The organism is Thalassotalea nanhaiensis (assembly GCF_031583575.1).
Lineage (GTDB): Bacteria > Pseudomonadota > Gammaproteobacteria > Enterobacterales > Alteromonadaceae > Thalassotalea_A > Thalassotalea_A nanhaiensis.
The window spans coordinates 689,673-707,334 of sequence record NZ_CP134146.1; the positions used below are offsets into that span (position 1 = coordinate 689,673).

7 protein-coding genes are annotated in these 17,662 nt (G+C 39.3%); 3 read left to right on the forward strand and 4 right to left on the reverse strand.

Annotated elements, in window-relative coordinates:
- Positions 1-2 precede the first annotated feature (2 nt).
- The 4 genes from RI845_RS03195 to RI845_RS03210 form a co-directional block, all read right to left on the reverse strand.
- The gene (locus RI845_RS03195; RefSeq protein WP_348388315.1) at positions 3-1,421 is read right to left on the reverse strand and encodes a sulfatase; all 1,419 of its coding nucleotides are present in this window, start codon (positions 1,419-1,421) and stop codon (positions 3-5) included.
- 10 nt (positions 1,422-1,431) lie between these two features.
- Complete coding sequence (locus RI845_RS03200; RefSeq protein ID WP_348388316.1) at positions 1,432-2,955, reverse strand: hypothetical protein; 1,524 nt, start codon at positions 2,953-2,955, stop codon at positions 1,432-1,434.
- A gap of 232 nt (positions 2,956-3,187) precedes the next feature.
- Positions 3,188-6,982: a carbohydrate binding domain-containing protein gene (locus RI845_RS03205; RefSeq protein ID WP_348388317.1), complete on the reverse strand. Its 3,795-nt coding sequence runs from the start codon at positions 6,980-6,982 to the stop codon at positions 3,188-3,190.
- Between the two features lie 435 nt (positions 6,983-7,417).
- The gene (locus tag RI845_RS03210) at positions 7,418-10,645 is read right to left on the reverse strand and encodes a glycoside hydrolase family 2 TIM barrel-domain containing protein (protein ID WP_348388318.1); all 3,228 of its coding nucleotides are present in this window, start codon (positions 10,643-10,645) and stop codon (positions 7,418-7,420) included.
- A gap of 429 nt (positions 10,646-11,074) precedes the next feature.
- Between RI845_RS03210 and RI845_RS03215 the strand changes: the two genes are divergently transcribed.
- The 3 genes from RI845_RS03215 (at position 11,075) to RI845_RS03225 (ending at position 17,653) form a co-directional block, all read left to right on the forward strand.
- Positions 11,075-13,315: a carbohydrate binding domain-containing protein gene (locus tag RI845_RS03215; RefSeq protein WP_348388319.1), complete on the forward strand. Its 2,241-nt coding sequence runs from the start codon at positions 11,075-11,077 to the stop codon at positions 13,313-13,315.
- 160 nt (positions 13,316-13,475) lie between these two features.
- On the forward strand, positions 13,476-14,921 hold the full coding sequence (locus tag RI845_RS03220; RefSeq protein ID WP_348388320.1) for a sulfatase-like hydrolase/transferase: 1,446 nt from the start codon (positions 13,476-13,478) through the stop codon (positions 14,919-14,921).
- Positions 14,918-17,653 carry a GH116 family glycosyl hydrolase gene (locus tag RI845_RS03225; RefSeq protein WP_348388321.1) on the forward strand — a complete coding sequence of 912 codons (2,736 nt, stop codon included), beginning with the start codon at positions 14,918-14,920 and terminating at the stop codon, positions 17,651-17,653. The genes RI845_RS03220 and RI845_RS03225 overlap by 4 nt, the downstream gene beginning before the upstream one ends.
- The last annotated feature ends 9 nt before the right edge of the window (positions 17,654-17,662 follow it).

Here is a 17,662-nt window from a genome sequence, read left to right on the forward strand (position 1 = left end):
TATTATTTCTTAAGTTTTGCATCCATTAGTTTTCGCAATTCCTCAACCGATTGACTGCTGGCAGAATTAATTAGGTTCTGCCGCTCTAATACATCATTTTCAGTGTGATAAAGCTCTTCTGATATCATCCGCTGGCTTTTTGTTTCTATCCATCGTGTATAGCGATAAACGTCTGTTCTAACTGTATATCCCATATGAGTAATTGGTTTGTTACCAGGCCAGGGGCGACTAACTTGAGAGAACGCTGCTTTTTTATGCGCTGAAAACGGGTCTGAAAATAATTTGTTAAAGCTACTGCCGTCAAGATTTTTAGGGGATGGTAAATTACAAATATCGGCAAGAGTTGGGTATATATCTATGTACTCTGTTATCGCATTTGTTTTAAATGGTTTTTGCCCAGGGATGCGAAAGATTAAAGGCACGCGAGTATCAAGCTCTCGCACTGTCACTTTTGTCCAGTGATTGTTTTCTCCAAGGTGATAGCCATGATCTGACCAAAATACTATTACAGTGTTTTCATAAAGGCCATTATCTTTCAATGCTTTAATTAATCGCCCGATGTTATCATCTACATAGCTCGTTGCCGCATAGTAGCCGTGACGAAGTCTTTGGGCGGTTTCTTCAGCAAAGTTCCCTTTATTGGGTAAGTCTGAAAAGCCTCTGATTTCTTTAAATTTGAACCAGTTAAGGTTATCTGCAGAGTCGGGTTTGGTTACTGGACCTAGTGATTCTATATCTTCTCGTTGATAAAGATCCCAGAATTTCTTGGGGGCGTTGTAAGGGGAGTGTGGTTTCATAAAACCAACACCCAAAAAGAATGGTTTATTAGTATTTTTTAACCTTGTAATTGTTTGAACTGCATCGGAAGTAATTTTGTCATCAACATACTTATCGCCTGAATATGTTGCAGACTCTGCTGCAATACCTTTAGCTTTCCCTGATTTGAAACTGCTTTTTAACACATAATCATTAAAGTGCGGTTCTTGAGCTAAACGGGCGGGTACAGACCATGATTTTTCATCAGTTATATTAGCGTAGTTGTGATAAATTTTACCAATAGACTCAGTGTGATAACCATTGTTTTTGAAATGTTGTGGTAGGGTGACAATATCAGGTACGGTTGAACGAAAGTGGGTATTCAACTTGTACACTTTGATTGAGTCTGGTCGCATCCCGGTTAACATAGAAGCCCGAGATGCATTACAGCTGGTAAACTGAACATGAGCCTTGGTAAATACAACGCCTTGTGTTGCCAATGCGTCGATATTAGGGGTTATAGCGATATTGTCCCCATAAGCGCCCAAATTCATTCTTAAATCATCAGCACCAATAAATAAAACATTAAGCTTTTCTGTGGCTTGTTTATCGGTTGCTAATGAAGTGAATGAAATTATAAGCAAAGCTAATATTATGCGTTTCATTATCAGTTTTCTAAAATTCGCCCTCAACAATTGTGACGCTACCACTTGACGTCCAACTGTCTAATTCTTTCTGCCATGCGCTAGTATCCCAGTTAAATTCATTGCCTAACTTTATCGCTGACTCTAGGTATTCAACCGTTTTAGCAAGTTGTCTTGGTTCCATTTTTAAATGAGCCATAGCTTGCAAGTAATGGTATTCTGGGTTATCGGCTTGCGGCTCTGCAATATCTGCCAATATTTCAATAGCACCGTCGACATCAATAAGTTGCTCATCTTTAGCGACTAATTTTATTTCTGCAGTTTTTAACTTAGCCGGAAGATGATCTTTTTCAGATGCTTGTTCAAACCAGAATAATGCATTGTTCTCATCGTTAACTACCCAAGGACTATCTTGTAATATTCGCGCTAGGCGATATTGTGCGTGGCTATGCTCTTGCTTGGCAGCCTCAAAAATCCAATGTACAGCTTGTTTAAAGTCTGTTTGTTCACGATAGAGCTTCAGTCCGTATTCATATTTAGCCATAACATAGCCATGTTCGGCCGCGGCTTTAAGTAATTGGTCAACATAACCTTTTTCTTGCTTCAACCATGGAAAATTCAATAATGCCATAGCTTGATTGTACTTATCTTTAGGCGAATCACTATCGTCTAGCTTACTGGTTAACTTTCGCATTTTAGTGTAGAAATAGTTATAGTCGCGTTGCATTCTCCATTTGTTATAACTGGCGATGCCAAGGTATGTACGGTTAACAAAGTATACATTTTTATCGTTCAGCGTTGGCTTTGGTAACGTATTAAATGATAAATCAAAAAGGACTGATTTTACGTCTCCGCTAGCTTTTACCTCGGTGATGTTTCTAATAGAGCCATCAGGACCTACATCATAATCGGCAATTAGAAAATAAGGCTCTTCTTCAGGGAATGCATCTGACTCTGATTCAAAACTTTCTGCACTACTGCCCATGTCATCAGCTCCCCCAGATAAACCTCCACCAGAATAGCCATCATTCATTGATAATGAATTACTAAAACCCATATCTGTAACGATATTTGCATCACTCAAATCAGGCATATCATCGAAAAGTAGTTTATTGCTTAAGTTTTCTTCTATTATAATTGGCGCATAGTTTCGGTAAACAAGTTGTCTAGCCAATGCTTCTTGAGACGATTTGATCAGTTGTGTCACTTCAGCCTTTTCAGCAGGTTGTACATTAGCAATTAAGTTATTAACGATTTCTACAGAATTATCATAATTAAAATCAGCAGCCATCGAAAACCAAACAAGCGCTTTGATATTATCAGCAGCTGTACCTAAGCCTTTATAATGCATTACACCGAGTTGATAATAAGCTTTTGGGCTTACGGTTTCTGCGGCAACTAAATATTCATTTAAAGCTAAGTTGTATTTCTGCTCTAAAAAATATCTATCAGCTTTTTTGATAGTTGCAACATTGTCAGTGGCATTACTAGCACAAGTGATAAAAATAAATGAAGTTATCAGTGCTTTGATAACTGTATTGTTCAAAAATCGCATTTCGTAAAGTCCTTTAATAACTTAATTGATTTAATAATGAATTTAACTGAATACACATTTATTGCTCTGCATAGCAATTTTCCAATCCTTTAACATCCATGTTGGATTGCCATTCCTTCATCCCTGAAGTGAGCAAACCCTTTAACATCCATGTAGGGTTACCATTACTTCATCCCTGAAGTAAAAAAGGCTTCTCAGTACATGAGAAGCCTTTGTCAGTTAGAAGCGAAACTTATTTAACGTTAAATAAGCGTCTAGCCAGAGTCATAGTCGAAAAGAACAACATAGCTAGGAATCCAAATGAACCATTATCAGGGCTCTTTTGTTCAGTTTTAGCAACCATAGCACTTAATTGAATCGTTTCAGATGTCCACTCTGATTTGTTACCATCGGCATCTAATATATACGAACCATCATAGTCTCGAACATAGTTAGATACGGTAACCTCAATAACCAGTTCGTTATCGATATTAATTTCAGGTATGGTAAAAGTTGTACTTGCCGGACTACCTAATACCTCATTGAAAGTAATTGGTACCGAAGCTGAACCTGTTTCATTAGCACCAGGTCTAACTCTCCAAGCATAAGATAGTTCGCCTGCTTCGCTATCAAAAGAGGTTGATGCGTCTAGCATAACTTCTTCGCCTGCGGTTAACTCCATGCCCGCTAATGACATCCCGCCTGCGTCACTCAAGTAGCTGAGAGTCGCATTAGGGGTAATAACAGCTGGTGCGTTCGTTATGGTTACTGAATATGTTTGAGAAACAGATTCTAGACCATCATCAATAGTCAACATAACTTCAAAGTCTGCTTGCTCTGTAAGCATTTCTGGCGCCATGATGTTAACGCTGCCACCATTGACAGAAGGCTCTAATACAATGCCCTCAACACCTTTACCTTGAAGTTCAGTTTCAGGCACTAAACTCCACGTGTAAGTTGCATTGTCAGCATTTGGTATACTCGTTCCAGCGTCTATTGTAATCAGTTCTGATTCAACCGCTGCAATTGCAGTTCGTGGTGCTTTAATAAGAACAGTTCTCTTACTATTTTTTGGATGACCATCGTTAACATCTAGAATACCGTCATTATCATCATCGTCATCAAGGATAGCATCTGAGTTCGCAATACAAGCTTCTTCACATGTCTTCACATAGCTATCAGGTAGACCATCTCCGTCAGTATCAGCGGCGACAGAAGGATCTTCTGGGAAGCCATCAGCAATATCAATAACGCCATCTGCATCGGTATCTAAACCTGAAGGAAGCTCTTGGAAAGACAAGTTATCCATCCAAAGTCTAGCATCATCAGAATTATTTAAGTTAACTGAAGCATCACCAACTGTGTGCACAACAACTCTAAATGGATGACTTATATCGATGTCTTCTGGTGCGACGAATTCTTCTGTAAGCGTAACCCATTTGTAAGCTGATTCTGCAGTTGCATCTAACTCAACGGTTGTTACTTCCGCAACGTCATCTACAACAGGTGCATCTACCTTCACGTATCGATAAGAAAGCTGTACTGTACCTAATGCAGCAGCATCGGCAGAGAACACATAAGTAGCACCAGGTACAATACCTTCTACTTCACGGTATAAACCTTCTAAATGATTAGTACGTTTGTGGTTCATAAAGGCAACTACACCTGTTCGGCCTTCTGGTGCTCTAACGTCAAAACCATTTTCTGGTTGGGTTCGGGTTTCATTAATATATCGTGACCAACCTTTGGCTGTTTGCCCTATCGCTTGGATCTTATTACCTTCATCATCTACGCGTGCAGTAAAGATGGCGTTTGGCTCAGCAAAGCCATAGTTACCAATACCCCAGCCTTCAGTTATAAATCCAGTTACGGTTTCCATACCACCATCGAAGAAATACTCTAATGGGTATTCAACGACTGGGAACGTTTTCTTAACAGTAGCAGGTATCTCGAAAGTATTTGAACTCGCTACAATGTTGTCGCCATTATCATCAAGAATATAGGTACCATCGTAATCACGCAGATAGTTAGTTACCGTAAGCTCGATAGTAATTGGAGTATCAGCCTTCACTAATGGAACATAGAATGTTGGATCAGCGGCAGACATATCACTAAATTCAAGCGGAACACCACCTGTTACTTTCCATTTAAAAGAAAGCATTCCGTCTTCACTATCAAATGAAGCCGAAGCATCCAGTTGAATTTTTTCACCGTATGCTAATACAACGCCTTCACTGTCTAACATGCCAGTCATGGTTGCAGTAGGTGTAATAGCCGCTGGAGCATTAGTAACGCTTACATTGTAAGTATCACTAACTGTCTGTGCCGCACCGGCAACAGTTAAAGAAATAACAATTTCTTCTTGTTGAGCAATGTTAGTAGGTGCGGTAAAGGTAACCATAGAGCCATCTGGAGTTAATGAAACATTAGCTCCTGAATCTTGTGCCCAGGTGTATGTCGCCAATTCACTGTTTGGAACAGAAGGGCTTGCATCAATTGTTACTTCTTCACCTTCAACAACAGAAGAAGATTCTGTTGCAAACGCTATCATTACGCTTTGGCTAGCATCTGTCGGGTAACCATCGTTTACATCAAGAATACCATCACCATCATCATCGTCATCAATCACTAAATCGCTAGCTTCTTGACATGCAGCATCACAATCTTCGTTATAGTCATCAGGCATACCATCGCCATCAGTATCTACACTAGCTGCTGGGTCTTCTGGGAATGCATCAGAGCTGTCTGGCGTACCATCTTCATCTGTATCTGCTAAAGATGGAGGACCCATTAATGAGTAGTTATCTGTCCATAATAATGAACGTGGCGTTACACTAATATCGCCAGTAGCGGGGTATGCAACACTTGGTGCAGTGTGAATAAAGACAATAAAGTCTTTCGTAATATCTACGTCAGCAGGTACTGCAAAACTATCGGTTACATTAACCCATGCGCCATCGGAAACGACTTCGTTGGTTAACTGAACAACAGTTCTGGTTTCTTCACCTGTTTTAACATAAGAGTAAGCCCAACGAACACTACCTTTGTTGGCTGCATCACCTGATAGTTCATAGGTTTTACCAATTTGGATTTCTTCAACAATGCGGCCAATACCGGCTGCATCATTATTTCGATTGTGGTTACAAAATGCCACGGCTTCACTGTCATTTCCTGCAGGAATTGCCTCTGAACCTGCAGCAGGTTTGGCCGTTTGTGTTCTATCTTTGTTGATGAAACGACACCAACCTGATTTGAATCCCGCGACTTCTACACTATAAGCTGCAGTTGTACCATCTGATAGAAGCGGACCATTACCCCAAGCGCTGTTACCTGAGCCAAAGCCAGTTACACTTTCTAAATCACCACCAGAGAAATATTCTACAGGGTCTGGTAAGAACATTACTTCGTAATCATCTACCCACATTAAAGAGCGAGGGGTTTCTAAAATTACTGTTTCAGGATGAGCGTCACTAGGCTGTGTGTGTATATAAACACGAAATTGTTTGGTTAAATCAGCATCAGCTGGCACAGTGAATTTATCTGTAATTGTTACCCACGCAAGATCTGACACAACAATATTGTCCAAGTCTGTGTTAGTAACAACATCTTCACCTTGTTTGGTATATTCAATCGCCCATTGTAATGAACCGCGCGTTGCACCTTTTGCCGAAACACTATAAGTTTTACCTGATTCTAGGCCTTCAACAGCACGATAAATACCACCACTGTCATCAGCTCGCTTGTGGTTACAATAGGCAACGTTAGTGTTATTTCCAGCAGGTGAATGCTCTGTCACACCTGCTTTTTCAGAAGTTATTGTGTCATTAATAATACGACACCAACCCGGTCCAATTTGACCCCATGCTTGGGTAGTACCGTCAGATAACATTGGCCCGACATTAAAAGCTAGATTGCCACCAGCGTTAAAACCTGTGAGGCCTTCTAATGTACCTTCTGAAGTTAAATTTTCAGCAAGTGAAGGAGCACTTGCAAAGATTAACGTTGCAGCAACTGCTGTAGCAACTTTAGTTTTTAATAATTTGCTCATAGTTTTCTCGTATTCTTCTTTGTTGTGTTCCAACAAATGCTTTTTGTTGTATAAACTTTGTTGTTGAAAACGGATCATTATCTAATTTTTATTATTAGGGATAACGTTATACCTAATTTACACTCTGTAAAGAATTTGTAAACCTTTTTATCGTATAAATCATAAAATAAAGCGATTTAATTTAACCTTAGCATTATTTAATGTCAACAATATGTAGTTTAAGGTTTTGATAAATAAGCGTTTATATGTAAGATTTTAAGTGTTTTAAATGGAGTGGATTTTTTAGCTGTTTACTATTATTACTCTTTTAGCGTTTAAAATAGACAAAACCTTGCATTAAATAAGGTGGTTAACATCTTGTTTACATTACTTTCTGTTGAGTATTTATAAAAAACGCCCTTATTTATATGATAAATAAGGGCGTTTTAATAGATTTTAAAAAGTAGAGGTTTGAATAATAAAGCTAAAGCTCAATGGTTTATCAGCTCTTACATGATATTTCTGCATGGTTTTAGCCCCCCAACTGTGATCGCCACCAACGCCATGAATGGCTAAATCCAAGTTCACGTTGATATATGGGCGAACGGGTAAGTCATAGTAATGCTTGCGCCTGATGCGCGCGGCTTCTGAAAATTTATCATTTACATCAGTAATAGAGTACAAGTCGGTTTCATTGTGTGACCATGCTCTAAAGTTAAACGGTTGCATGCCTGTTACTTGTAAAGATACTTGCTCGTTAGCAAAACCAGCACTGCGAACATCGCTGCGGTTGCTGCTATCGGTAGCCGAAACATAAGGCACCTGGAACTCAGTCAACGATTTTTGGTAGTTGCCAATACGGGCTGCGGTTTTTCTATCTGGGTAGTTTTCAAATGGTCCTCTACCATACCAACTTATATCACTTAGCGATGGCTCTAAGGCAACACGCATACCAAATTTAGGCATGTACTTTTCAGTTATTCGAGCAACATCTGGTATATAGTCTGCCTGTACTTGAATATCGCCTTGATCATTAATTAAATAGACCAGTTTGTAATCGGCATTATTAACGATTAATTTAGCGTTAACTGTTATCTCAACGAGATTTGAATCGAGTGTTTTCGTGTTAATTGAAGTGATTTTTCGATACGCAGCGGCATTCATCCAGTTAGCCATTCGTTCAATAAACTTATTACGGCCTTGGTTGTTATTTACCGGTTTCCAAAAGTAGGGCGCAAGTGGTTCAACTAGTAACTCTTGCTTGCCAATTTGGTAACTACTGATCTCTCCGGTAATGGCATCAATACTAATTTGTTTATTATTTGTATTAACCAAAATGTGATCAGCCGTTTTTGTTACATCAATGGTTGCGTTATTGCTTTTAGCTATAACAGCGTATTGATAAGGACTGATAACAAACTGCTCAAAGGCAACTTCAAAACCTTTTTCAGCCCAAACTTCGTTTTGTTTTGTATGCGCAGATACTTCAAGCAATAGCTCACCATATTGTTTATCACTGTCGGCGTTAAAAGGGATACTAAATTCAGTCTGCCCTTTGGCTGCAGCACTAACGTTAAAGTTACCTTTAGCGATAACTTTATCTTGATCTTTCACTTGCCATTTAAAGTCGTATTTGGCCAAATCAGTGAAATCAAAGCGGTTGCTAATATTAATGGTTAACGGTTTTTCGGTTTGCTTGAACCAAATATTTTGCTGAACTTTTTTCGCTTCATAGTAACTTGGAAACGGCTTTCTATCTGCAGACACAATGCCATTAAGTAAAAATTCGGCGTCGGTAGGTTTGTCACCAAAGTCACCACCGTAAGCCCAAACTTCACGTTCATCGTTTAAGCTTAGCTGTTTAGGATCGCTGCCATAACTTACCATTGCAGTATTTTTAACTCGCGCAAGACCTTGATCTACCCAGTCCCATATTGCACCACCTACATAATTATCGTTGGCGTAAATTGTATCCCAATGCTCTTGAAAATTACCTAATGAATTACCCATAGCGTGGGCATATTCACGTTGAATAAATGGCTTGTTAACCTTTTTAGATTTCTTTAGATATTCATGCACATCAGTGGTTGTGCGATAACTGCGTTCAACAAAATCAGATGCCTCTGCATCGGTATCTGATAAAAGAGGACGAGAACTATCGATAGCTAATATTGCTTCTCGCATGGCCATAAAATTACGCCCAGCACCACCTTCATTGCCTAATGACCAAATGGCTATTGCCGTATAGTTTTTGTTGGTATGTACCATAGAGGTTGCTCTATCAATATGGGCGATAGTCCAGTTAGGGTTATCACCAAGTATTTTGTTACGCGTTTTATAGCCATGACTTTCTTGGTTAGCATCATCAAGTACATAAAGACCATATTCATTGGCAAGTGCGTACCAACGATGATCATTAGGGTAGTGACTGGTACGTACTAAATTAAAGTTACCTTGTTTCATTAATTTAATATCCAACTCCATGGTTTTTAAATCAACATAACGACCCATTCTAGGATGATGTTCATGGCGGTTTACGCCTTTGATTTTTACAGACTTACCATTTACCCAAAATTGGTTGTTTTCAACCTTGGTTTCTTTAAAACCAAACGACCAAGGAATGTACTCAAGTGCATTACCCTCATTATCAACAACCGCTAACATCATAGAATAAAGCGTAGGGGATTCAGCGCTCCATAGACTCACATCGCTAAGATCTAACGATATATTCCCTGATTGTTCACCTTGTTTTTGTTCTATTTTAGCTGATTGTTCGCTAAGTAATTCTCCATCTGGAGAATATAAAGTCATTTGCAATTGATGATCTTGAAATGACTTTGAATCATCAGAATTTGCTAGATCAAAATCAATATTTAAAGTCGCGTCTTGATAATTGTTTTTAAGATCGGTGCGAATAAGAAAATCTTCTAAATAAACTTGTGGACGAGCAATTAAATTAACGTCTCTAAATATACCGCTAAAGCGCCACATATCTTGACCTTCAAGGTAACTGCCATCTGACCATCGATATACTTCAACAGCCAAGTCATTCTCACCGTCAACTAGATATTCACTAATATCAAATTCAGCAGGAGTCATACTGCCTTGGCTATAACCGACCTTTTCACCGTTAACCCATAAATAGAATGCTGACTTAACACCTTGAAATTCAATGAAGACCTGTTGGTTTGCTAAGCTTTTATCAACAGTGAATTTACGCTTGTAACTGCCTACCGGATTACGATTAACAAAGTTAGTGTAATGCTTTGGTGGTTCGGTCATTACTCTAGGCTGGTCTTTGGCAAATGGGTAAGGATGATTGGTATAAATTGGTGTGCCATAGCCTTGAGTTTGCCAATTACCGGGTACATCAATTTCTGCCCAGGCGCTTACATCATGATCAGTTTTATAAAAGTCAGTAGGGCGCTTATCAGGGTGTCCTACCCAGTTAAATTTCCATTTACCATTTAGAGATTGAATGCGAGTTGAGCTTTTATTAGTTTCAGCATTTTCTTTATCAGCAAAAGGGCGAATGAATGCATGTCCAGCCACTTTATTGATACCTATTATTTGTGGGTTCTCCCAGTCAGGCACCGCTGATGATTCTGCAGCGACTAAATAAAAGTTAGCCAAGCAGAAAGTTGCAAAGGCTAAGGATATTTGCAAAAAACTTATTTTTTTCATAGGTATATCTCGTTGGTCTATTTTAATGCGTTTGCTGACGATGTATTTCACTCGTGGAAAATCAAAGAGTTTTTGTTTTAATTATTTGAAACTCAAGCATCACTAATTATTCAAAAGGATAACGTTTTCCTACGTGCTTGTAAATTAATATGATAAATACTATATTAAATCGCGAGAGATTTGAAAAGTTGGCAGTTTTTAAAAATATAGCTGTCGTTATTTCGTTTTACATTACTGAATCATTAGGTCACACAGCCAGTCGCATTACCTGTGGAAGCTGTTAGTTCTTTTATTGTGATATGTACTTATTGTTTAATTTAAAATCAACTTAGCTTCGTCTTCTCATACATACTCACCGATAAACTGGGTTTTTATAAAATTAAAGCTTAATTAAGGTGACTCAAATAATAAAAATAATGAGGAATTGTAATGAGTAAAAGTTTACCTGTTATTGCAGCTTTGCTGTGCGCCTGTAGCGCAAGTGTAAATGCCGCAGTACAAATTGATATTGATGGAAACAAGGTTAGTCACACTGTAAGTCCAATGATCCAAGGGCAAGGGCTTGTTTATTCAGAAGAAGCCGATGTGATTTACGCAGATGGCACCATGACACAACTATACAAAGATATAGACGCTAGCTTTTTACGTTGGCCAGGTGGCACTGTTGCGACTATGTATCATTGGAATGATTTGACCGGTGTTGGATGGATAGATAAATGGGATCCCTCATATAATTCTGCTAACGACGCAGACCCTTCTGAATATATGGATTTGGATGAATACATCGCGCTAACCAATGCTGCGGGTACTGAGCCTATGCTAGGCATCAATATGAGCTCAGGGATAGAATGGGATCGGGAAGCCGAAGCGTTACAAGAAGCTAAAGATATGATTTCTTACTGTATATCGAAAGGCTTTGATGTGAAATATTTTTATCTCGATAACGAAACGTATCACCATGGTAATGGTTACAATAAAGACCCCGATGGTGATGGTGAAGCGTGGACACCACAAAGCTACGCAGAACAAATAAACATATACGCTGCTGCAATAAAATCCTTAGTACCAGATGCTAAATTGATCGCCAACTGGACCGATAAAGTCAGAACCAACACTAGTGCATATACAACCTTGATTAATGTTGCTGGTGATAATATTGATTACATTGATGTGCATTGGTATTGGAAGTGGGGTATTTCTACCTGGGATGCATGGAAGGCTAAGACACCTATGGAAAACGAAACCGAATGGTACGACGGTGGTACGTTTATTGAGGAAATTGATTTTTTCAATTCACTTACTGCTTCACTCGGTAAACCACATATTAAGCTTGCGTCGTTAGAGTGGAATATTGCTCCTGGTGATCATAATACTAATCCAGAACATACAGCATTTAAAACGGCTTTAATGGCGTCAGAAATGCAAATGCAATTTATTCAAGGCGGCTTAGAATTAGCCTCAATGTGGACCACACAATGGGCAGGAAGTTCTACTGCTGAATTTCAGTTTTTGGTGAACTCTGACGATAACTACAACCCTGCGCCAATGGCGAAAGTGTTTGAGCTATATAAACATACCATGAATGGTCAGGTGGTTAGCAGCACATCTGCAGATAGTAACATTATGACCACCTCAGTAATCAAAGGTGATAAAGCCTATGTCTATTTATTGAGTAAACGAGATAGCAACGAAAATGCCATTTTTGTGCTTGAGGACTACAACATTTTGTCGGTTGAAAGTGCCAAGCGCTTTAGTGACCCAGGTGATATTTCTAATATCGGTTTGTGGAATGATGCTGCAACGGGCAACTATATGGCAACAATTAAGCCAAATACATTAACTATGATTGAATTTAACGTTGAGGCATTACCACCAACCAGTTTAATCACAAATGGTGATTTTGAGCTAGGGCTAAATGATTGGAGTTTGTGGAACAATCCGCAAGTGATCAGCAACGATGTTTATCAAGGTAATTCTGCAATAAAAATGCTCGATAAAGGCTCCATAAACCAAGTTGTGAGTGTTCAACCTAATACCACATATTCTTTGACGGCTTATTTGAAAACCAGTGATAGCAGTAAACAGGTTGTTTTAGGAGTACAAGATATTGAAGGGATTGAGGTTTACGATACTTCATATACACGGCATCAATTAGTGTTCACAACTGGTGCAAGTCAAACTACTGCGCAAATTTATGTATGGCAACCTCCTAGTGACGGTGCTTCAGCATTTGTTGACGATATTCAATTAAAAGAATTTGTCGCTGAGGTGGTAAACGGTGATTTTGAAAGTGGGCTGAACGATTGGAACACTTGGAATCCTGTTACTACAACATCTACAGATGTGCACAGTGGGAGTTTGGCATTACAGTTAGATGGCAACGCTTCAGCAAACCAGTTTATCGCAGTTAAGCCGGATACTTCCTATACCGTGACTGCTTATGCAAAAGTTGAAGATCCTGGTAACAGCAAAGTTGTGTTAGGGGTAAAAGATGGAGCTGATAACAGCACAATAGATAAAGTTGATGTTTATGACAGTGAATATACCCAACATCAAATAACCTTCACTACAGGTGCGAACATGGATTTGATCAAACTGTATTATTGGCGTCCACAGGCTGGTCAACAAGCGTCTCACCTTGATGATGTCAAAATTGAAGAAAATTATTAACCCATTAGTCTCAATCGTTAAGTGATCGTGGAAAATTGCTTCGATTAACTGGTTACTCATATAAGACTTCTATTTTTGAAAGAATAGAAGTCTTTTTTAAGATTGAGTATGGCTATTAAAGAACTTAGAACCAACAAACTAACTAACAGTAGATGTAATAATGAACATAATGAAACGAATTTTGCTAGCAAGTTTACTATTGGTAAACGGACAAGTATTGGCACAAGAAAAGCCTAACTTTATTGTAATTTTAACTGATGATCAGGGCTATGCTGATGTTGGCTTTAATGGCAGTAAAGATATTATAACGCCGCATATCGATCGTATTGCCAATGAAGGTACAAAATTCAATAACGGTTATGTTACTTATGCCGTATGTGGTCCCAGTCGTGCTGGTTTATTAACAGGAAGATATCAAGGTCGTTTTGGTTTTGACCGTAACCCGCATATGGATCCAACTGATATTAATTCTGGCATGCCACTAGATGAAAAAATGATTTCTGAGGTATTAAAACCTGTGGGTTATACGTCTAGCATTATCGGTAAATGGCATATGGGTTCACACCCTAAACTGCATCCTAATAATCGTGGCTTTGATCATTTCTATGGTTTTCTTGCTGGCGGCCATCGCTATTTTCCTGAAGATTTAATTTACAAAGATATAAGTGAAGGCTTAAATCAAGAGAATCCTAAAAAAGTTTGGACGTCTTGGTATTACACCAAATTATTAGAAAACCAAACGCGCATAGAGACCGATGAATATTTAACGGATGAGCTATCAACTGCTGCTGTTGAATTTATTAAACGAGAAAAAGACAACCCATTTTTCTTATACCTTTCTTACAATGCACCTCATACTCCACTGCAAGCGAGTCAGGAATACCTAGATCGCAATAAACATATTCCAAAAGGTAAACGCAGAACCTATGCTGCGATGATCACTGCGGTTGATGATGGCGTAGGTCGTGTTCTGGCGACATTAGATGAGCTTGGTATTGATGATAATACCTTAGTATTTTTTCTTTCAGATAATGGCGGCCCAGAATCTAAAAATGCCTCAGATAACGGTGAATTAAGAGGCCATAAAGGTGACTATTTTGAAGGTGGAATACATGTTCCATTTGCCATGCGCTGGCCAGGTAAAGTACCGGCAGGCATTGAATACTCCAATCCTATAAGTTCTCTCGATATTATGGCCACTTTTGCCGATTTAACTAACGCACCAATTGCCAAAGACAAACCACTAGATGGTGTTAACTTACTGCCATTTGTTACCGGTGAAAACAAAGGGCAACCTCACGATGTATTGTTTTGGCGTAATTTCGACAAGGGCATAGTTGCTGCTCGTCGTGGTGATAATAAAACCATTTTGTTTAAGAGAAACCAGCAAAAACATTTATATGATTTAGACAAAGACTTATCTGAATCCACTAATCTTTATAAAGCTAAAACAGAAACCTTTAATAAACAGCAAGGTGAAATGGCTGCTTGGGAAAGTGAGTTAGCCGATGAACCAGCTTTTAAAGGTTTGCTAATGGCTAAAAAAGAGCAAGCCAAAAGAGTGAAAGAGTATCAGAAACAAAATAAAAAGCAGAATCAAAAATGACCAATAAAAACAATTCTAGCCAAACCAAATCTTCATGTTGTGCAGCGAATGAAACCTGTGCACCCAAGGTGAATAGACGGCAACTATTAAAAGGTATTGGCGCTGGTATGGCGACTATGACAGGGGCATTTACTATGCCTGCTATGGCGGGGCCTTTTTCAAAGGAGCCTACAGGGCCAACTACTGATGGACCTATTCCCATAGATAAAAAGCTTAGTGCTGACTGGGTTGAATCACTCTATGCTCGAGGAAAAGCCACCACCTACAAAGGTTGGCAACAACTGCAATATATAGGTATGCCTATAAGTGGTATTGGTACAGGTACTGTTTATATTGGTGGTGATGGCAAGTTATGGGTATGGGATATATTTAACGAACAGCACGAAGGTGTTGTGCCGCAAGTTTATGAACATCCGACGCTTAGAAATGAGCACGGTGATAACAAAATTAAAGAACGTAATGGTGCCAATTATATTAGCCCACCTGCGCAAACAAGCCCATGGCATTTTGAGCAGGGCTTTGCTGTTGCCATTGAACAAGGTAAAAACAAAGTTCGTCGTACGTTAGATCATAATGGCTTTAGTGATATTAGCTTTAAGGGACAAGCGCCAATTGCTGACATTAATTACTATGATGCTTCAACAAAAATAAATGTTGAGCTTGAGGCAATGACTCCTTATATTCCACTTGATACCGATCGTTCAAGTTATCCTGCAACTATCATGCGTTATGTATTCACTAATAAGAGTACCAATGCAATGCGCTTGTCGGTAGAAGGCTGGTCAGAAAATCCCGTTCTTCAAAACAAAGCAGAGCAACAAAATGCCCATTTATTAACATCAAAGTATGTAGATCAAGGCGGTGTTGGCTTTATTTCCACCGCAGTAGGTAATGACTCGACAGCACAACAGGCGATCAACACTCTGCCAGACTTTGGTTCGTTTTCTATGATGTGCCTTGATAGTAAGAGCTCTGTGGCTATTGACTCAGAATTAGCCAAGTTAACAGCAAATTTAGAACTTAAGCCTGGTGAAACAAAAGAAGTAACCTTTATTGTTTCTTGGTTTTTTCCAAATCAAACCGCACTTTATAAAAAAGAACATAAAAATATTAAGCGTTGGTACGCTAGCAAATATGATGATGCAAAAGCAGTAGCCTTAGATGTGGCGAATTCTATTACTGAGTTAACCAGTCTAACCAAGCTTTGGCGTGATACATGGTACGACAGTACCTTGCCTCACTGGTTACTAGAGCGGGCAATTATTCCAACCAATGCTCTACAAACTAATACTGCTTATCGATTTGATAACAATCGTTTTTGGGCGTGGGAAGGTGTGGGATGTTGTGCCGGTACCTGTACCCACGTTTGGCATTATGCACAAGCGGTTGGTCGTTTGTTTCCTAATTTAGAAAGAGATTTACGCGAACGAACCGATTACGGAATTGGCTTTAAAGACAATGGCGCGATTCTTTTTCGGGGTGAATATAACAATAAAGACGCCACTGATGGTCAAGCTGGCGTTATATTAAGAACCTACCGCGAACATCAAATGAGCCCCGATTCTGAGTTTTTAAAACGTGTTTGGCCGAACGCTAAAAAAGCGCTGCAATATCTCATTTTAGTAGATGCTCAAGGCGGTATGCCTGACGGTATTCCAGAAGGTGAACAACACAACACCTTAGATGCAGAATGGTATGGGAAAATACCGGTATTAAGCTCACTGTATATTGCTGCGTTGCGCGCTGGTGAAGAGATGGCAAAGGTCATGGATGATAAAGAGTTTGCCAAACTCTGTTCAGGTATTTATCAGCAAGGGCAAAAAAATATTTTGAAATTGTTTAACCCTAAACATGGCTTTTTTACCCAAGAAATTGACCCGAACCATGCTGATGCGATTGGTATAGGTGAAGGTTGTTATATTGACCAAGTGATGGGGCAATGGTGGGCTAACCAGCTAAACCTTGGCCGCCTTTATGACGGAAAAACCATTCGTTCTGCGCTCTCAAGTCTTTGGGATTATAACTTTTGCCCAGATATGGGGCCTTTTAGAGATTCAATTGAAACACCAAGTGCAAAAGGTCGTACTTATGCACTTGCAGGTGAAGCTGGCTTAGTTATGTGTACTTGGCCCAAAGGCGGCCGCCAAGGCGACTGGGAAAAATATTGGCAATATGGTTATTTTCAAGAATGTATGACGGGCTTTGAATATCAAGTTGCCGGCCATATGGTTTGGGAAAGTGATCACGATCCTGAGTTTTTAACCAAAGGTCTGGCGATTACTCGTGCGATTCATGACAGATACCATGGCAGTAAACGTAATCCGTTTAATGAGATTGAATGTTCTGATCACTACGCCCGCGCGATGGCCTCTTATGGCGTATATTTAGCCGCAGCCGGTTTTGAAAGTGATAGCCCGAAAGGGCATTTAGGCTTTAAACCAAGAATGACAGACAAGGGCAACTTTAAATCAGCCTTTACCAGCGCAGAAGGTTGGGGAGCTTTTGAACAAAAAGGTCAGAGCATTACGCTTAAATTACATTACGGTAAGTTAACCCTTAATACGCTTTCGCTAAGGTCAGGAACAAGAGGATTAGTTGCTAATAATATCCCTCCAACGGTGAGCTCATCGCATGGTAAAGCGTCAATATCACGTGAGGGAAAAGACATCACTTTAAGCTTTAATCAGCCACTAGTACTTAGCGCTAACGAAACATTAACAATAGAGTTGTAAAATTTAAAC

Excerpts from the sequence above, each read along its gene's own strand:
- RI845_RS03195 (WP_348388315.1), bottom strand. The coding sequence starts at position 1,421 with ATGAAACGCATAATATTAGCTTTGCTTATAATTTCATTCACTTCATTA.
- RI845_RS03200 (WP_348388316.1), bottom strand. The coding sequence starts at position 2,955 with ATGCGATTTTTGAACAATACAGTTATCAAAGCACTGATAACTTCATTT.
- RI845_RS03205 (WP_348388317.1), bottom strand. The coding sequence starts at position 6,982 with ATGAGCAAATTATTAAAAACTAAAGTTGCTACAGCAGTTGCTGCAACG.
- RI845_RS03210 (WP_348388318.1), bottom strand. The coding sequence starts at position 10,645 with ATGAAAAAAATAAGTTTTTTGCAAATATCCTTAGCCTTTGCAACTTTC.
- RI845_RS03215 (WP_348388319.1), top strand. The coding sequence starts at position 11,075 with ATGAGTAAAAGTTTACCTGTTATTGCAGCTTTGCTGTGCGCCTGTAGC.
- RI845_RS03220 (WP_348388320.1), top strand. The coding sequence starts at position 13,476 with ATGAACATAATGAAACGAATTTTGCTAGCAAGTTTACTATTGGTAAAC.
- RI845_RS03225 (WP_348388321.1), top strand. The coding sequence starts at position 14,918 with ATGACCAATAAAAACAATTCTAGCCAAACCAAATCTTCATGTTGTGCA.